Annotated in this window: 15 protein-coding genes and 1 riboswitch; of the genes, 7 read left to right on the top strand and 8 right to left on the bottom strand. The window is 44.3% G+C overall.

Going from position 1 to position 18,046, the window contains the following annotated elements; genetic code table 11:
- Positions 1-31: 31 nt before the first annotated feature.
- Both FLM53_RS19355 and FLM53_RS19350 read right to left on the bottom strand, forming a co-directional pair.
- Entirely contained in the window at positions 32-2,413 is a 2,382-nt protein-coding gene (locus FLM53_RS19355) for a tetratricopeptide repeat protein (RefSeq protein ID WP_176679792.1), read from the bottom strand.
- Positions 2,414-2,621: 208 nt separating this feature from the next.
- Positions 2,622-4,169, bottom strand: coding sequence for an arylsulfatase (locus FLM53_RS19350; RefSeq protein WP_048660294.1), 1,548 nt, complete (start codon positions 4,167-4,169; stop codon positions 2,622-2,624).
- 346 nt (positions 4,170-4,515) lie between these two features.
- On the opposite strand from FLM53_RS19350, the gene FLM53_RS19345 reads away from it, so the two are divergent.
- From FLM53_RS19345 to FLM53_RS19325, 5 genes are all read left to right on the top strand, one after another.
- Positions 4,516-6,078, top strand: coding sequence for an arylsulfatase (locus tag FLM53_RS19345; protein WP_048663462.1), 1,563 nt, complete (start codon positions 4,516-4,518; stop codon positions 6,076-6,078).
- Positions 6,079-6,423: 345 nt separating this feature from the next.
- A complete protein-coding gene (locus FLM53_RS19340) occupies positions 6,424-7,518 on the top strand; it encodes a cytochrome-c peroxidase (RefSeq protein WP_176679793.1) in 1,095 nt (364 codons plus the stop codon).
- Complete coding sequence (locus FLM53_RS19335; RefSeq protein ID WP_176679794.1) at positions 7,511-9,907, top strand: ATP-binding protein; 2,397 nt, start codon at positions 7,511-7,513, stop codon at positions 9,905-9,907. The genes FLM53_RS19340 and FLM53_RS19335 overlap by 8 nt, the downstream gene beginning before the upstream one ends.
- A gap of 12 nt (positions 9,908-9,919) precedes the next feature.
- On the top strand, positions 9,920-10,669 hold the full coding sequence (locus tag FLM53_RS19330) for a PAS domain S-box protein (RefSeq protein WP_176679795.1): 750 nt from the start codon (positions 9,920-9,922) through the stop codon (positions 10,667-10,669).
- A gap of 200 nt (positions 10,670-10,869) precedes the next feature.
- Positions 10,870-11,523: a DUF2057 family protein gene (locus FLM53_RS19325; protein WP_176679796.1), complete on the top strand. Its 654-nt coding sequence runs from the start codon at positions 10,870-10,872 to the stop codon at positions 11,521-11,523.
- Between the two features lie 85 nt (positions 11,524-11,608).
- On the opposite strand, the gene FLM53_RS19320 is transcribed toward FLM53_RS19325, so the two are convergent.
- From FLM53_RS19320 to FLM53_RS19310, 3 genes are all read right to left on the bottom strand, one after another.
- Positions 11,609-11,767, bottom strand: a complete 159-nt coding sequence (locus tag FLM53_RS19320; protein ID WP_176679797.1) for a hypothetical protein — start codon at positions 11,765-11,767, stop codon at positions 11,609-11,611.
- Positions 11,768-11,956: 189 nt separating this feature from the next.
- Positions 11,957-12,673 (bottom strand): Crp/Fnr family transcriptional regulator, encoded by a 717-nt coding sequence (locus FLM53_RS19315; RefSeq protein ID WP_176679798.1) that lies wholly within the window; start codon positions 12,671-12,673, stop codon positions 11,957-11,959.
- Between the two features lie 229 nt (positions 12,674-12,902).
- Positions 12,903-13,916 (bottom strand): adenosine deaminase, encoded by a 1,014-nt coding sequence (locus FLM53_RS19310; protein WP_176679799.1) that lies wholly within the window; start codon positions 13,914-13,916, stop codon positions 12,903-12,905.
- An 88-nt stretch (positions 13,917-14,004) separates the two neighbouring features.
- Positions 14,005-14,104, bottom strand: a riboswitch (purine riboswitch).
- Between the two features lie 188 nt (positions 14,105-14,292).
- Here FLM53_RS19310 and FLM53_RS19305 point away from each other — a divergent pair.
- Positions 14,293-15,075 (top strand): response regulator transcription factor, encoded by a 783-nt coding sequence (locus FLM53_RS19305; protein WP_176679800.1) that lies wholly within the window; start codon positions 14,293-14,295, stop codon positions 15,073-15,075.
- 161 nt (positions 15,076-15,236) lie between these two features.
- Here the strand turns inward: FLM53_RS19305 and FLM53_RS19300 are convergent, their stop codons facing one another.
- Entirely contained in the window at positions 15,237-15,731 is a 495-nt protein-coding gene (locus tag FLM53_RS19300; RefSeq protein WP_176679801.1) for a GNAT family N-acetyltransferase, read from the bottom strand.
- A 161-nt stretch (positions 15,732-15,892) separates the two neighbouring features.
- Positions 15,893-16,885: a DUF2860 family protein gene (locus FLM53_RS19295; RefSeq protein WP_176679802.1), complete on the bottom strand. Its 993-nt coding sequence runs from the start codon at positions 16,883-16,885 to the stop codon at positions 15,893-15,895.
- Positions 16,886-17,088: 203 nt separating this feature from the next.
- On the opposite strand from FLM53_RS19295, the gene FLM53_RS19290 reads away from it, so the two are divergent.
- Positions 17,089-17,586 carry a fasciclin domain-containing protein gene (locus FLM53_RS19290; RefSeq protein ID WP_176679803.1) on the top strand — a complete coding sequence of 166 codons (498 nt, stop codon included), beginning with the start codon at positions 17,089-17,091 and terminating at the stop codon, positions 17,584-17,586.
- Positions 17,587-17,715: 129 nt separating this feature from the next.
- Here FLM53_RS19290 and FLM53_RS19285 read toward each other — a convergent pair whose 3' ends face one another.
- Positions 17,716-18,012, bottom strand: coding sequence for a hypothetical protein (locus FLM53_RS19285; RefSeq protein WP_176679804.1), 297 nt, complete (start codon positions 18,010-18,012; stop codon positions 17,716-17,718).
- Positions 18,013-18,046 lie beyond the last annotated feature (34 nt).

Here is an 18,046-nt window from a genome sequence, read left to right as displayed (position 1 = left end):
CAATTCTGGTGCTTTATTTCAGCCCAGCTTTCTACTGACTAATTGCTTTCAATTGGTTAATCGCCTCCGGCGGCGCTACCTTACTCAATGATGAAACACAGTGTTCGAACGCTTTCGGTACACCGGGTTGTTGGTAATTTCGCGCTAATATTTCACACTGTGCATACAGGTGTTGTGGATTGCGGCTGAATTGGTAAGCCTTGTTCAATGACTTACTCGCGGCAAGAACATCAGACTTCTCTAAAGCCAAGCCGTACACATACCAATATTGTGGGTCAGTTTGCGCCGTTTCAGCGGCTTGTTTCAGGTAGTCGGTTGCTTGCTTGTAATCTTTCGCTCGCAGCATGGATAACCCTGCGCTGTATGGCAATACACTCGATTTCGGCTGAGCTTGAATGCCTTGCTTCAATGTCGCTAATGCTTTTGGCTCGTCGCCAAGTGCGCGATACAAGTCAGCCAAGTTGGCATAACTGTTCTCGAAATAAGGTTCTATCTCGATAGCACCTTGGTAAAACTCAATCGCTTTTTGGTGCTGACCTAAATCTCGGTATACGTTACCTAAGTTAGTACGACCAAACCCTCTGTCAGCATTAAATTGTTGTATCTCTATGTACTCTTCCAATACAGGCTTGATTTGATCTTTCTGCAGCGGATTCATCTCCCCCCAATAACGCACAAGCACGCCTGCGGTTTCTGAACGAATTGACAATACAGGGTCTTTCAATAGTGGCTCTAGAATCTGCCAACGATCAGTAAACGGAAAGCCGGACGAGCCCTGCACGACACCCAACCGAATCATCTCATCTTCGTGTTTCACAGCTCTCGCCAATGAGATAAGTGTGTTCTTACCCGTATTACCACCCAAACGTTCTAAGCTTGATGCTCGGATTATATTGCTTAAGCTTGAATCCTGAGCAGAATACGCCAACGCATCCTCTGCACCTCTGTGCCCTATTGAATCAGCATAAAAGGCGACAGCAAAGTGTTGTTGGTTACGATACTTAGAATCTGGGAACCATTGACCGATTTGCTGATCGGCCCACTGATCGGTTTGGTCTTCATGACAGCTGGTACAGACGTTCGGTGTTTTAATGTGTTGGCTGATATCCGGACGTGGAATGTGCCAACTGTGGTCACGCCTTGGATCGACTTCCATGTACGTCGTTTCTGGCATGTGGCAGGTGGTACATTGTGAAGCTTCAGTATTGGCTTCATGGAATGTGTGCTTTTCAGGTGTGTATTCAGAAGCAATGTGACACTGGCTACACACGGCTTCTTCGGCAATTTTCAGTTCTGCAGTATGGGGATCGTGACAGTTAGTACAAGTGACGCCTTTCTCTGCCATCACAGATTGCAAAAAAGAGCCGTAAACGTAATCTTCATCGTAGATTTGACCATCATTATGGTAAAGCTCAGGGGTAATCAGGCTCAGACGATACTTATCAAAGAATGACCCATTAACGTGGTCGCCTGTTTCATTTAACTGAGTACGTCGACTGTGGCACTGAGCACAGGTTTGAACTTGGTTGGTATGAATGATGTCTTTGGGTTGAAGAGTTGAGTTGCCCTCTTGATAGATCCACTCTTTCACTGACTTCGACAAATCACGGTCAAAGCCATAATGCGCCGAGACATGGGCATCTTTTCCACCGTTGGCTGCAGCTTGCTTGTTATTTGCTAGCTTGGCCTGCTCAACGTGCTCGCTTGCAGGCCCATGACAGGCTTCACAGCCAACATTAATCTCAGACCAAGTGGTGTTATAAGTATTGTTTGCGCTGTCGTAGTTCTTTTCTAGGTTCGTTGAGTGGCAGTCTGCACACATGAAGTTCCAGTTCTGGCCACTGTTAGTCCAGTAGAACTCATCGGTGTTGGTGGTATCTGGATAGAGGTGAAACCAGCGTTGTCCGCCTTCATCCTCAGTGCGAGAATCCCAAGCGAAAGGAATCAACTGTACGCGCCCGTCTTCAAACTCAACCATGTATTGTTGAAGAGGTTCAAAGGCAAAGGTATAGCTGATTTTATAATCTTTGAATTGGCCGTCTGGCCCTTCGATGTTGACCCAGAACTCATCACCCTTACGAAAAAAACGGTTGGGCTTTCCTTTATGAGTCACAGTTTGATCGTCGAAGTCGCCCAACACAGATTCATCGTCGGCGTGCTTCATCGCCATATCATGATGAGAACCTTGCCACGCTTCCACTTCTGCGCTGTGACAGTCGATACAAGCTTCAGATCCGACATACGTCGCTTGAGAGTTGGCATGCGAAGCTTCCGATCCAACGGATAAAGCCTGTTCATTGGCATGCGCATTGAAAGCGAGCAGCGACAACATAGGTAAAGACAACATTGCGGATAATACTGCAACTCGCTGGTGTTTCAATCCGTTCACTAGCAAGCACAACCATGCAGACATAACATTCCTTGTTTTTATACATCCTTATGCTTAATAAGGTAGACGTAAAAACAATGAATTTACAATTATTTAGTGGCAGTGAGCTTGATAGTTGTGACTCATATTCACGACTGGTATTTACTCATCGATATGCGCATAAAAAAAGAGCTCCTGAGAGCTCTTTCATGTTAGCAGTTTCATAAAACTGTCAGTTTCAATAAACCAAGTCTTACTTGTTATGGTTCTCTTGAAGTTTTTCCATAACCTGATCCAAGCTAAAGCTTGCTGCTTTTTGGCGTGGTGGGTATTCAGCAAATGTTTCTAGGAATTTGCCAACATACGCTTGAGCAGGAACAAACATATAAGCATGGTCTAGCAACCAGTCGTAGTATGTGTTCGATGTGATATCTGCATTTTCGTATGGGTCCATACGTAGGTTAAACAGCTTAGGAAGACGTAACGTCACGAACGGTTCTGACCAAATCTGCATGGTACCCGTTGCACGCTGTTCCATGAACACCGCTTTCCATTGGTTGTAACGAAGCGCCGCTAAATCACCATCATCGGTAAAGTAGAAGACCTCATGACGACGACCTTTCTCTTCTTCGCCGGTTAGGTAAGGAAGGAAGTTATAACCATCTAGGTGAACCTTAAACGTTTTATCACCCGCAGTATGACCTTTCAGCAGTTTCTCTTTGATCTGATCATCACCAGCGGCTGCAACGAAGGTTGGCATCCAGTCCATGTGGTGCATAATTTCGTTAGAAACGCTGCCCGGTTCAATCTTACCTGGCCAACGAACCATTGCTGGTACACGGTATGCGCCTTCCCAGTTGGTGTTTTTCTCACCACGGAACGGTGTTGTACCCGCATCAGGCCAAGAGTTCATGTGTGGACCATTATCCGTTGAGTAGAAAACAATCGTGTTGTCTTTAATACCCAACTCGTCGACTTGTTTCAGTAACTGTCCAACGTGGCGATCGTGCTCCACCATACCATCAGCGTAGTTACCAACGCCTGTCACACCCTTACTGTCCGCTTTAACGTGCGTTCTGAAGTGCATACGTGTTGCGTTCCACCAAACGAAGAATGGCTTGTCGGCTTTCACTGCGCGATCCATGAAATCAAGTGCGGCATCGAGCGTTTCTTCATCGACCGTTTCCATACGCTTACGTGTTAATGGGCCCGTATCTTCAATCTTGCCGTCAGCAAATGATTTGATAACACCACGCGGGCCAAACTTCTTACGAAACTCTGGGTCGGTTGGGTAATCTTCATTTTCTGGTTCTTCTTCAGCATTTAGGTGATAAAGGTTGCCAAAAAATTCGTCAAACCCGTGCGCTGTTGGAAGGAATTCATCTTTATCGCCAAGGTGGTTTTTACCAAATTGACCTGTCATGTAACCCATAGGTTTAAGCAGTTCAGCAATGGTAGCATCTTCTGCTTGAAGGCCAATATCTGCACCCGGCAAGCCTACTTTACTTAAGCCTGTTCTCAGTACACTTTGACCTGTAATGAACGTAGAGCGACCTGCGGTACAAGATTGCTCTGCGTAGTAATCGGTAAACATCATGCCTTCTTTGGCGATGCTATCAATGTTCGGAGTTTGATACCCCATTAAACCAAAGGTGTACGCACTGACATTAGATTGACCAATGTCGTCACCCCAAATGACGAGAATATTCGGTTTTTCTGCCGCGAATGTGGTGGTTGAAGCCGCCATCATCGCAGTACCCAAAATCGCTAATCGACGTTTGACGCCATATTTCGCTGTCATAGAAACCTCTTCGTTAGTTATTTGCATCCTGCCCTACAACGTATAGTCCATTTTTTGAACGATCGCGAGATTCGCTAAACTATTAATCTATTTGTCATTTTTCTGAACGGCGACACGCACAACTGCACGATAGAAATTACGTATATAAACATGATAAGGATCACACATGACGTTAGAGGGTAAATCGAACAAAACAGACCAAAACCCTAAAAATCAAAAGGTTATGATAACCCCATAACAATTAGTTATAACCACTATAAAAAGACACGACCGATTTTAGAGATTAATGTTTGCCCAACGATGTGTTGCTCTAACGCATTAATCTTTAAAGTGAATCGGAGTCCTTATGGGTACTAAAATTAATAAACTAGCATTAGGTGTTGGCTTATTAGCAGCTTCTTCAGCGGCAACAGCAGCAGAAAAACCAAACATTCTTGCTATCTGGGGTGATGACATTGGTGTATTCAACATCAGTGCATACAACAACGGTATGATGGGTTATGAAACACCTAACATCGACCGTATTGCTAACGAAGGCGCACTATTTACTGACCACTACGGTCAGCAATCGTGTACTGCTGGTCGTGCTGCATTCCTTACGGGTCAAGAACCTTTCCGTACAGGTCTATTAACTATCGGTATGCCAGGCTCTGATCACGGTATCCCAGATTGGGCTCCAACTATCGCTGACCTTCTTAAAGAACAGGGCTACATGACTGCTCAGTTCGGTAAGAACCACATGGGTGACCAAGATAAACACCTTCCAACGAACCACGGTTTTGACCAGTTCTTCGGTAACCTATACCACCTGAATGCAGAAGAAGAGCCAGAGACATACTACTACCCTAAAGACCCTGAGTTCCGTAAGAACTTCGGCCCTCGCGGTGTAATCAAGTCAACGGCTGACGGTAAGATTGAAGATACAGGCCCTATGACGCGTAAGCGTATGGAGCACGCGGATGAAGAGTTCCTAGAAGAATCTCTAGCCTTCATGGAAAAAGCAGTGAAAGCTGACAAACCATTCTTCATCTGGCACAACACAACACGTATGCACGTGTGGACTCGTCTACAAGAGAAATACCAAGGCGCATCAGGTATCAGCATCTACGCTGACGGTATGTTAGAGCACGATGACCAAGTAGGTATCCTTCTAGACAAACTTGATGAGCTTAAAATCGCAGACAATACGATCGTAATCTACTCTACCGATAACGGTGCAGAGACAGTATCTTGGCCTGATGGTGGCGCAACTTACTTCCACGGTGAGAAAGGTACAACTTACGAAGGTGGTATGCGTGTTCCTCAGCTAGTTCGCTGGCCTGGTACAATCAAGCCGGGAACTAAGATCAACGACATCATGAGTCACCAAGACTGGATTCCGACTCTACTAGCAGCAGCTGGTGATGATAAAGTGGTTGAGAAGCTTGCTTCTGATAAAGGTGCGACTTACAACGGTAAAAACTGGCGTGTACACCTAGATGGTTACAACTTCCTACCTTTCTTCGAAGGTAAAGAAGAGAAAGGCCCTCGTGACAGCATGCTTTACTTCTCTGCTAACGCTGAGCTAAACGCAGTACGTTGGAACGACTTCAAGATTTCATTCGCTGTAATGGACGGTAACATCGTTGATGCGGTTCGTTTCCAACCAAACTGGCCTCAAGTCGTTCACCTACGTGCTGACCCATTCGAAAAAGCACCACACGAATCTGGCATGTACCTACGTTGGATGGCAGACAACATGTGGCTATTCGTACCGGTAGGCGGCAAAGTACAAGAGTTCATGAACACGTTACCTGACTACCCTATGCAACAAAGCCAAGTGTTGAACCCTGGTAACTTCAACCAGAATGCTTACATGCTTCAAGGTAAACTTAAGCAACTAGAAGCGGCAGCAGCGCAAGCTAAATAAGCCACTCTAGACTAAACATGTAATACCGAAGCCGTGGTGACTGAATGCAGTGACCGCGGCTTTTCTGTATCTGATAGCTGTCTATTTCACTTACACTCTTCAATATCTAGCCTACTCTATCAAACCCAAGCGTCTATCTATTCATCCAAAACTCTTAAACGCAAAGGCCACCAGCTTCCGGCTATGCCGACACCAACCTGCGGGTATGCCGACACCTCATCTTGCAACATCGAACTTATGAAACTAGATTTATAGTGATACACCTATCATTCTCAAGGCAAATGAGGGTGATTTCAGACGGATTCTGAGTTGCCATTATTATCAAATTTAGATGGAACTAACGCTATGAAAACTTCTCATTTGGCTGGAATAAGCATAACTGTCATTTGCGTTTCAATCGCCATACTGGTTTATGAAGCATCCTCGTCAAACATGCACACTTCATTCGAGCACAAAGAAAGTCACTCTCATCAAAGCGATCACGACGACTCTCACGCTTCAGCGGACACTTCACATTCTGGTACACAAGACCCTAAACAGGCGGCATTTTCAGACCAACAAATTTTCCCCATTCCGAATTCAACCGATATCGACAATGAACTTGCCAAAATAGGCTGGGCGTTATTTAAAGACCCTAATTTATCATCCAATCGAAGTGTCAGCTGCGAGAGTTGCCACAGCTTGCAAACCAACGGCGCAGAAGTGATTCCGGTATCGATTGGGGTAAATGGAGCGGGAATGCGTAATTCGCTCACCGTATTTAACGCTGTGTTTAACTATCGATTTTTTTGGGATGGCCGAGTAAATAACCTTTCAGATCAAATCGATGGCCCAGTGCACAACGTCGACGAGATGGATTCTAACTGGCAACACATTACTGACTATGTCTCGCGTTCAGAGGCTTATATCAACATGTTTGAAGACCAAGCAACGCCCATTAACACAGCCACGATCAAGGCAGCACTCATCGAATTCATGCGCGGTTTAACAACGCCTCATTCCCTTTTTGACCAATATTTACGAGGCGACCATTCAGCGCTTTCAGATGCAGCAAAACGAGGTTGGGAAACGTTCCAAGAAGAAGGCTGTATTCGTTGTCACCAAGGCACCAATATTGGGGGCGGCATGGTCATGCGATTTGGTTATTTTGGATTATCGAAAACAGGTTCAGAACGAAGTGAAGACCAAGGACGCTTCATGTTTACTGCTCAGCCTCAAGACAAGCATCTATTTCGTGTGGCGAGCTTAAGAAACGTCGCGATAACAGCTCCCTATTTCCACGATGGTCAAACCGCCACGCTAGAAGAAGCGATTAAGATAATGGGAGAAAGCCAACTTGGAAAAACCTTTGAAGAACAGACCATCAGCGACATTAAAGTCTTCCTAGAAACCCTCACCGGTAACCGCCCTCAAATGTTAGTGGAGTTTGAAAATGAATAAAGTCAGGCTCATCTTTCTACTGTTTATCTCGCTGTTTATCGGCTTGATCAGTTTCATTATGTTGACCTACTCAGAGCATGAGAAGGTCACAGAATATGGGGAATCGGTTCGGGAGCTTGGGCATGAAGTGCTAGAAATGCGCGACCAAATAACCAATGCGGCTCTCGCAGGCATTTCTAACCCGTATAAGATGTCGGCAAACTTGGTCACGCTTGAAAAAGAACTACAGGAACTCAGAAATAGCTATCAAGGGAAAAACATTCACTCTGCTTTCTTTCAGGACTTACAAACAACGCAATTACTTGAACGTTTCCACAGTGCTTCAATGTCGAATGTTGATACATTAGACAACCTTGTTGGGCTAAGTGTTGCTCGTCAGTTCATTCTGCAATCCCTCACTCTACAGCTGACAGATTCAACAAATAGCCCAGAGAATACTGAAGCTAACTCCGCTTCAAACATCAACATTCAAAGTGAGCTTCTTGCCATTGTACTGTTTTCTGGTACCCAGATTCAGTATCAAGACACCAATTCAGATTTAGTGAACTTGTCTCAAACGTTTACCGAACTGAATCAACAACAAAGCCAACTGTTGTCACAGATCCTTTCCGTGCATAGCATGGAGTACCTCGAACAGATCGAACATCAATTTACCGATGTTCAAGACCTGTTAAAGGGCATCATAGTTAAACTTATCATCACGTTAGCGCTCCTAACCGTTGCCTTTTCATTCGCCCCCTTTATCCTGCGTGTGTTTGAACTAAAACGAAACAACCTCTCCTATCAAGAGGCGGCAGACAAAGCAGAAAAAGCGAGTGAAGCTAAGTCTCTATTCCTCGCGACCATGAGCCACGAATTACGAACCCCGATGAATGGCGTGTTAGGTATCGCACAAATCATTAAGGAAGATTCTCAAAGCGCCGATACTCGTAAACAAGCACAGATCATCATCGACTCAGGGCAACACCTCGTCACCATATTGAATGACATTCTCGACTTCTCTAAGGTTGAACAAGGGAAAATGGAACTCGAATACAGCCCGTTCTCGGTAACAGACGTAGTTACACACCTCGACAAAACCTTAACGCCACTCGCGACTGATAAAGGCCTCACCTTTACTATAAAAGACAATATCCCAACCAATATTCAGTTGATTGGCGATCCTGCACGTACACGCCAAATTCTATTTAACTTGGCAGGTAACGCGGTCAAATTTACAGAATCAGGCAAGGTAGAAGTTGAATTCTTGATAGCGCCAACCACTCCACCAAGTGTGAACATTTTGGTCACGGATACTGGTATCGGCATCGCTGAAGACAAGGTCGACCATATATTTACGGCCTTTGAGCAAGCCGAACTTTCCACAACACGTAAGTTTGGTGGTACTGGACTGGGATTATCGATTGTGAAGCAGTTAGTTGAGCTGATGGGCGGCACCATTTCAGTGTTCAGCCAACTGAATGTAGGCACACAATTCACTATCTCCTTGCCGTTAGAAATGCACGAACTTGAAGAAAAAGTCGTCGACCAAACACCAACCAAAGTGAATGAAACGCTTGATGACTTCTCAGTGTTACTGGTGGAAGACAACAAGATAAATGCAATGGTGATTAGGAAGTTCTGTGAATCTATCAACTTGACGGTAGAGAACGCCTACGACGGTTTACAGGCCTTAGATAAACTGGCGTCAAACCAATATGATTTGATCATAATGGATAACCACATGCCTAACATGAGCGGTATTGAAGCCATTCAAAAAATCCGAAACGAACTTAAACTCACCACGGTCATTTTTGCGTGTACCGCCGATGTATTCAAAGAAGCGCACGATGAATTCATCGTCTCAGGGGCTGATTTCGTACTCACCAAGCCATTGCAGAAAAACAGCTTACAAAACGCCATCAATGAGTTTCATCATCAGTTTGAGGTTAACCGACATAGATTGGCTAACACACATGAACTCTCAGATAAGGATGACAGCAACATCACCATGTTAACGCGTCACCCTAAGGTCAAACTACCACTCACAGAAGAAGAGATTTCACGCAGTAAGTTACTCACAAACGACAAGTTAGAGATGGACGAGAAACTCGAATGCTTAACGTCACTGGTTGATGAGCTCGAAAATGAGATCGATGAGTTGATTGAACTCTTCTCTAGCGCCCGAACAGATGATCTGTGCAGAACTCTGAAAGCAGTTAGAGCAATCGCTTCAAGGTTTGAAATGACAGAAGTGCTTGAGCTTGCGACTTCAGCCGAGCAGATCACGGAACATCACGTCATGCCAGAAGCCGAATTGCTTCAACAGTTGATCAACCGATTAATGGTCAACAGCCACCAAGCAACCCGGTTAATCAATAAACTCAATCAGCAACGCAAAACCGGCTAAGTGAGGTATCGGATGAAATGGCAATGGAATTTACCCAACACTGGTCCGCATCTGTTCTTAGCCCTTGGCGCGACCATCATTTTCTCGGTCGATTATCATGTCCCGTTAGGCATTGCGATGGCCGTGCCTTACGTTACGATTGTCTTGCTTGCATCGACAACACGAGAGCCGTTTTCAGCCATTATGTGGGCGATCGTCTGCACCATACTCACCCTACTCGGCTACTACTTATCCCAAACGGGCAGCGAAACTTGGTTTGTCGTGTTGAATCGCGTCATCACCATTTACGCCATCTGGGTGTCAGCGTTCATTCCTATCTATATCAACCTACAAGCGCCCGACTCATTGGAGGACGTCGATTCAGATGGTGTCCCAAGGGAGATGTTAAGTAAGTCATTAGAGGACTCTAAAGACGCCATTATTGTCACTGATGACCAAGGACGAATTAAATGGGTCAATCCTGCTTTTACCCACAGTTCTGGATTTACTCTCGAAAATGTACTTAAAAAGAATTTGACTGAGATTCAACAAGGCAAAGCTTCCGACATCGTTAAAATCAGACAGAAGTCAGAGGCACTGAATCGACGAGATCGATTCGAATCTGAAATACTGCAATACCGTAAAGATGGCACGTCATATTGGGTCGCGGAGTCCATTTCTCCAACTTTTGAAGAGATAACCTTGGTTGGTTTTGTCTCAGTTCAGCGAAATATCAAAGGACACACAGATAAACCCGACAACACCGCTCATAGACTCACTTAAAATAAGTCGGCAAATCAAAAAACAAAGGCGTTGCCTGAAGAAAATTTGCTCTATTTCATCGAAAAAAGCACAACTTCAACGTGCAAGATTTAGCCTTACGTTAAGTTTCGGTGAATTTTGCCAAATCGAGACAAGGTAACTTGAAATACTTCGTTCTGCATGAGACTGTAAAAATATCTCACTAAAATAACTGTATGATTATGAAAACATTACAATCCATCGCGCTGCTTTCCACAATTATCGCAGCACCACACGTGTTAGCTGACGTGACAATTGAAGTTCCTTCTAGCGTAGATGTCTTAGCGGTAAATGAAGCTAAGCCAGATCTTGACGGTAGTCTTTTCTCTTCTCATAAAACGCTAACCGTTCCAGACGGTCAGAACCAGATCGTATTCCAATATCAACTGGCTTTTGACAAAGGTAACGACCGTGAATTCGTGGATAGCGACGCAATCATTGCTACTTTTAGCGCAACAGACGCCGCATTAACGTTCGATATGCCGAAATACCGCAATACCGCTGAAGCGAAGAAAGGTTTTGAGAACCTTGATTGGAAATTGGTTGATGAAGACCAAAATGCAATCAGCGTTAAACAGGACAAGCTAGTAAAAGATGGTATGCAGATTGGTCGTAAATACCCTCAAGAAGCCAAAGAGTACAACAAGAAAGGTGGCATTGCAGCTCTAGCAATGGGTACAGCAGCAGGCGCTACAGCGGCCGTTGTTCAACCAGTAACGCTACCAGCAAAAATCGACGCTAATGCATCAAACACTGCAGAAGAAATGCTTTATTTCTGGTACGAGAAAGCTGACGCTGAAACCAAGCAGAAATTCAAAGAATACGTGAACAAGTAGAGCGATTTATCGCTCGTTCAAACGAAAAAAGCTGGCCACAATGTGCCAGCTTTTTTGTATCCGTTTCAATGAATAAGTGTTCGCGCTAAACCAACTCAACGGAGAACGCTTCCCCATCAATTTTTGTTGGCCAGCCTAATAAGCCATATTCAGCAGCCAGTAAATGTGCACAACGGCTTGATACTCTGGTTTTAATCCAGTCGCCTATCCCACATACCTTGTATTCCAAAACGGCCATTTTCATAACAACTTACCCCATTTAAATCTAAATTTATAAATACAGAGTGGAAGTTATAGAGATAGTGGATTCATGTATGTTCCAAAAGGAACACAACACTGCAGTTTACCCATAAAGTTGTACATGTGTTGTTCTCAATCATCAAAGCAGGGATTACTTGAAAAATGATTGAGATAGCTGAGATGGGTTAGACGACTATGGCTTTATATCTTCGACGGGGTTTCGCATCATCAAGTTCATTGGCGAAATACGTTCATAAAGTCCTTCGATATCCGAAATGAAGACCTTGCCTCTTTGAATGGTCACCAAACCTGCTTGTTCAATACCCTTCAGTACTTCATTTAACCTCGACCTTGAGATTCCGGTAATCGTGCTCAATTGAGTCTGTGACACATTAATACTCACAGTTGCACCCGTTATGTTCGTTTGACGAGCGGCGAGCTCTAAGAGCACATAAATCGTTTTCTGTTCTTTCTCGTGAATCGATGAGAGATAAGCCTGCATCCAAATAGATTGGGCTCGGGTTCCGCAATGAAGCAGCCATTTAAAGACCATACATTGCTCCTCAGCCAGTTCTAATACCTTATCGGCTGGGAAAAGTATCATAGAGATGGGCTCAACCTCTTCTGCAACGGCAAATAGGTTGTACTCAGCGTGAATCGTTAAGGCCCCCATCCAATCGCCCTTTCCGATGACTCCACCAGAAAGGCTCTTCATGTTCTCGGTCGAAAAGCAGATGCCTGCAGAACCGCTGAGAATATAAAAAACGCCCGGCAAGTTTTGAAACTTTTGCGTGATCTCAAGGCTGTGGATACCCGTTTTGAAAACGGCAACCTCAACTAAGCTATCGATCAATTCTTGTGGCAATTCACACGGCCACTGTATTTGTTCACTGATTGTTGGTTCTAGCAACGGTTTAATCCTCCTCCGACAATCGCTGTACAAGGTTAACGTTGTATTCCCAGATCTTTAGAGATCTCCTTTAAATGTAGTTCATCCTCTCGGAGGTAAGAGGTTTTTGTTTAAATAAAATCTTATATCTTAGTAGCTTAAGTCATTTACTTAGTTTGCGAATCGTGCGCAGGCGAAACAAAAAACGACCAGCAATGGCTGGTCGTTTCTATTTTTTGTGAGGGATAGATTACAGATCACTGACTTGTTCAAGATACGCTTGAACGACATCTCGATATTGCTGCTTCAATGACTCTTCAATAAAGCTCGCTTCGATGGCATTCAAAGTAAACTGCGCCAACTCTTGCGGCGTCATCTCATGAGCTTGGCTCACTGCGTTGAAGTTATCCGACATGTAACCACCAAAGTAAGCCGGATCATCAGAGTTAATGGTCACAGCAACGCCCTTTCTCAACAGTTCGACAATGTTGTGGTCTTCCATGACATCAAACACTCGCAATTTGATGTTAGATAATGGACACACGGTCAGCGGCATTTTCGTCTCAATCAATTCGGCGATCAAGGCGTCATCAGTCATACACTGCACACCATGATCGACACGACTTACGCTGAGCATCTCAATCGCATCGACGATATTTTGAGCTGGTCCTTCTTCCCCAGCATGGGCCACAGTCAGAAAGCCCGCTTGTTTGGCTTGTTGGAATACGCGTTTAAACTTCTCTGGTGGGTGCCCTAGCTCTGAAGAATCGAGTCCAACGCCAATGATTTTATCTTGATGCTTTAACACATCGGCGAACGTTTGAATCGCGCTCTCTTCAGACAGGTGACGCAAGAAACAGGAAATAATCTGCGAGGTAATACCCAGTTCTTTTTGCCCTTGTTCAAGCGCCCGATGAATGCCGTTAATGACCGTGTCGAATGCAATACCACGATCGGTATGTGTCTGAGGATCAAAGAAGATTTCGGTGTGAATGACATTATCAGCTTTACAGCGTTCTAAGTACGCCCATGTTAGGTCATTGAAGTCTTGTTCAGTGCGCAGCGCATCAGCACCTTGATAATAAATATCGAGAAACGACTGCAAGTCATCAAATTCGTACGCGCACCTTAACTGCTCTGGGGATGAATAAGGCAGGTCAATGCCGTTGCGTTGAGCCAGTTGGAAAAGTAACTCGGGTTCAAGTGAGCCTTCAATGTGTAAATGCAGCTCTACTTTTGGAAGCCCTTGAATAAATGCGTTCATATTTCACCTACTATGGATTTTAGGTGTGCACTTACTCTGAATAATAGACAGGATGTTTTTGAACGCCATTACAAAGAGTAAGAACACAATTGTGATCTAAACCCTTCGTAATCAGCACTTTGCGGGAGCTGGTAGAGACCCCCAAACCATATCATTGGGGTTATACGAAGCAAACGGTTGCTACTATACATTGTTCAACAGAGATTTACAGGGTTCAACGGAGAATTACATAGCTCAACAGGGATTTCACTAACCAATTACTCAATAAAATTTTGAGGCTACATACCCTGTTTATTCAGAACAACATTCGACGCTTGGGTTGACAGGCTTTAGCTATTACCGCTATTTTTGTCTTAAACCCCCAATGATGGTCAATATGAAAGACAACCAATTCGATAGCTTTGAAGAGCTTCTCTCTCACCAAACCAACATTTTGACCGCTTGCCAACCCAAAGATTTCGACAGCACTTTTGCCTTGCTGGCAAGAGAAGCGCTTACCTGGTTTAAGCTCGACAGGCTCACCCTATTTCCAAACTCTATGATTCTTTTGGACACAGGTAAGAGCATTTCAGTATCTAAAACAGATACCCCACCGCTTGAAATGGAACGCTTTCTAAAAGGTAACTATCTTGATTACCTTAAGCTTTTACGTTCAAAAGAGTGTTGGCAATTGTTCCCAGAAGAGACACTTAAGAACCACAAGCTCGACCCGTTGCGTGTACTTTATGAAGAAGGTGCACATTGGCACGGCATTGTGAGCCTTTCGTTATTTGGACAACAATGGGGCGCTATCGGCTTCTCACGTTTCAACCGCTACGATACACCCATTGAAGCAGCGGATATGAAGCGCATCAAATTGCTCAGTGATATTTGGCTCTGCTTTTGGCAGCACTCTAAAATGACACGCAGTGTCACCAGCGATGAAGAAAACAACATCAATGAAAGTGAAAAGCTGCTGTTACTGACCCAAAAGCAATGTACCGTTCTGACTCAACTGGCCCAAGGTTATACGGCAAAACAATGTGCGGAGATTCTGTTTCTGAGTCCAAGAACCATTGAATCACACAAATACCGCATGTTAGATATTCTCGAACTCGATAATCACACTGAACTGATTCAATTTGCGCTACGCAATGGCTTTGGGATCGACAATAAGTAGCCCTGTCATCAAAAGTAACCCTGTCATCCAACATGCCTTCCAGAGCAATAGATGCCCCAGATAACATAAAGCCCTAAACCATGAACAGTTTAGGGCTTTGAGCTATTATTGTTGCTATTGCTATTGTGTTCGCCATTTAAAACCAGACGAATCGCCAATAATTAAAGGTAGTCAGGTCTGATTCTCGACATCAGCAACATATCAATGTATTTGCCGCCTTTAAATGTGCTCAACCTTTTGGTGCCTTCTAATTGAAAACCGACGCCTTCATATAAAGCAATCGCACCGTGATTATCGGCATGCACTTCTAATTCAAGTCGAACGAGATTAAGCCAGTTATCGGCCTGATTGATCGCTTCTTGCATTAACGCCTTACCTACCCCTTGACCATGGTTGTCTGGGTGAATCGCAATCCCGAGGCCAGCACAGTGTCTGTCTCGAACCTTGGTCGTCATAAATAAGGTAATGTGCCCAACGACTTTACCTGACACTTCAGCGACTAAAGTGAAATGGTCTGAGTGACCAAACAGTCGCTCCACTTGATCAGAGCTGAGGAAAGGCTTTTGTGAGGTGTTTTCTGATACTGATGGATGGCGATAAATATCAAAAATATCTTGGTTGTCTGTGAGTTCTAGGTGTCTAATTTGTATTTCCAAAGCGCTTCCTTACTATCTGATCTTTTTAACTGAACGACTTTCATACTACGGATAGCAACGAGCACCTACAACCTTAAAGATTATAAGTGCTCGAAATAATTAAACAGATAATAAACTCAACGAAATCTTAGTGTTATACAAGGCCTGGGAATAGCTAACCCTTAGAACTTATAGTCGACACCGACGCTCGCGAGTACCTGTTCAGAGTTATAGAAGTCGATATTGGAATCAATCGTTCTTAGACCCAGTAAGGTGATAAACGACCAATCTTCATAACCCATCAATCCGCCAAATTCATACGCTAAGAAGGCGCCGTATTCGTTCTCTTCACGCGTTTTTCCATAAATAGGATTTGCTTCATCATACTGACGATCACTGGCGTCCAATGTGACAACAAAGCCATGACGGCCAATTCTCTTCGCATAATTCAATTCGATACCGTAGCTGTCAAAGCTGAGTGCACCGCCTTCCGCATCTGAATTGAAATACACCATAGAAGGTACTAGCAAGCCGGATTGGTTTGGCAATATAAAGCGATAACCTGCTTTAGCGTACAGATAGCTTCTTTCCCTATCTAACAGCGCTGCGTCTTGTGCCGTTATGGGTTGAGTACCTAGAGTGCCCGATAATTCATCATCAACATCAGATTCACCAATCGCGAAATCCGTTTGAAAGGCCGTTCCGCCAATGTTGGTCAGTTGTAGTCGTCCGACATTACCTTTCACATCGGTTTCGTTTCGATTGACATCAACGGCGTAAGGATCTGACCAAGCCTTACCAGAAATAAGCGTCGGCAACACAGAGACATCTAAGATGGTGCCGCCAGAGAGTTGATGTCTGTAACCAATCTCAAACGCTATGGTACCGGTGGCGATATCCTCGCGGGTAGTACCGGCATAAACTTGGTGAGTTAAAGATTCACCAAAGGTGTATTGAACGGTTCCAAGAAAGCCAAGTAAGCCTTGGTTTTCACTGTCTCCTTCCATGGTATTGGTTGCTTGATTCGAGTTTTGCTCGGTACTCAGATTACTGCTGTCTGAATAGAAACCTGCCAAAACACTGAAGTTACCGCTGAAACCTTCACTTGGAGCAAGGCCACTATAAGCAGGCATTGAAGCAAATGCCGAAAACACAACTGGTAAAACAAACCTCATATTCACATCCGTTATTTGAATAATCACCCACTAACTATAAGTATCGAAATGGAATTATAACAAGTATTTAACGTGCATTTTTTATCCATCTGATGACTTTGGCTGCTGAAGTAAGTGTCACCAAGGTGCAATAAGTTGATCTATCGCTTTTAGGCTTTCGTAATACCTCTCGGAAATAACAGACAAACTCAAAGGACTACAATATGTTTAATCATTTAAGTAAGACTCTGTCAGTACTGGTTGCAACACTTCTTTTCACAGCTTTTGCGCATGCGAATCATCATGGTATGAAGAAAGACATCGTTGATGTGGCAGCAGAAAACGGCTCGTTCACCACACTCGTTGCAGCGGTAAAAGCAGCAGGCTTAGTGGATACATTGAAAGGCGACGGACCATTTACCGTATTTGCCCCAACCGATGAGGCTTTTGCAGCATTGCCAGAGGGAACGGTCGACATGTTGTTGAAACCAGAGAATAAAGACAAGTTAGTCGCAGTTCTGACTTATCATGTAGTGCCTGGGAAAATTATGGCGGCTGAAGTAATGAAACTGAACAGTGCAGTCACAGTCCAAGGTGAAGCTGTAATGGTAGGGATTGATCATGGCAGTGTGATGATCAACAAGGCCAAAGTCGTGATGCCAGACGTTGAAGCAAGTAACGGTGTCATCCACGTGATTGATGCGGTACTACTACCAAAATAACCAATGGTTAAAGTGAGTAATAAGCCTTCAAAAATTCTTTAAAGGGTGTGACTAGTTCACACCCTTTTCGTGTTTAGAGCTAACTGAGTTTCGTCATCAAAGAAGGCGAACTTTCTTTTGCGTGTGCAGCTAGACAAACAAACGTCCGAATATCAAAAAAGCCGCCATCGACACGACCTTGGTAAATACCACTACCCAAATACAGTCACCAATACTCGCGTGCGTTGCCTTCCCGAGAAGGAATACGAAAAGGATCAACCCTAAAGCCCACCCTACGGTTGGAATCAACGACACTAAAGCAACGATAACAGCGATGGTCAGAAGGGATTTAAAATCGGCAACAACAAAAGACATTTTCGAGGCAACGTACATGCAACATGCCGTGATTAAAGCGTCCATTACAAACGCCAAAGCTTCTATTCCCACTTGGATTCCTCAATTAAACTAAATCAGCCTGCAT

The sequence above is a fragment of the Vibrio sp. Scap24 genome, assembly GCF_013394185.1.
Taxonomy (GTDB): domain Bacteria; phylum Pseudomonadota; class Gammaproteobacteria; order Enterobacterales; family Vibrionaceae; genus Vibrio; species Vibrio pomeroyi.
Note: the sequence above shows the minus strand (reverse complement) of the source record. Positions and strands in the feature narration are given on the sequence as shown.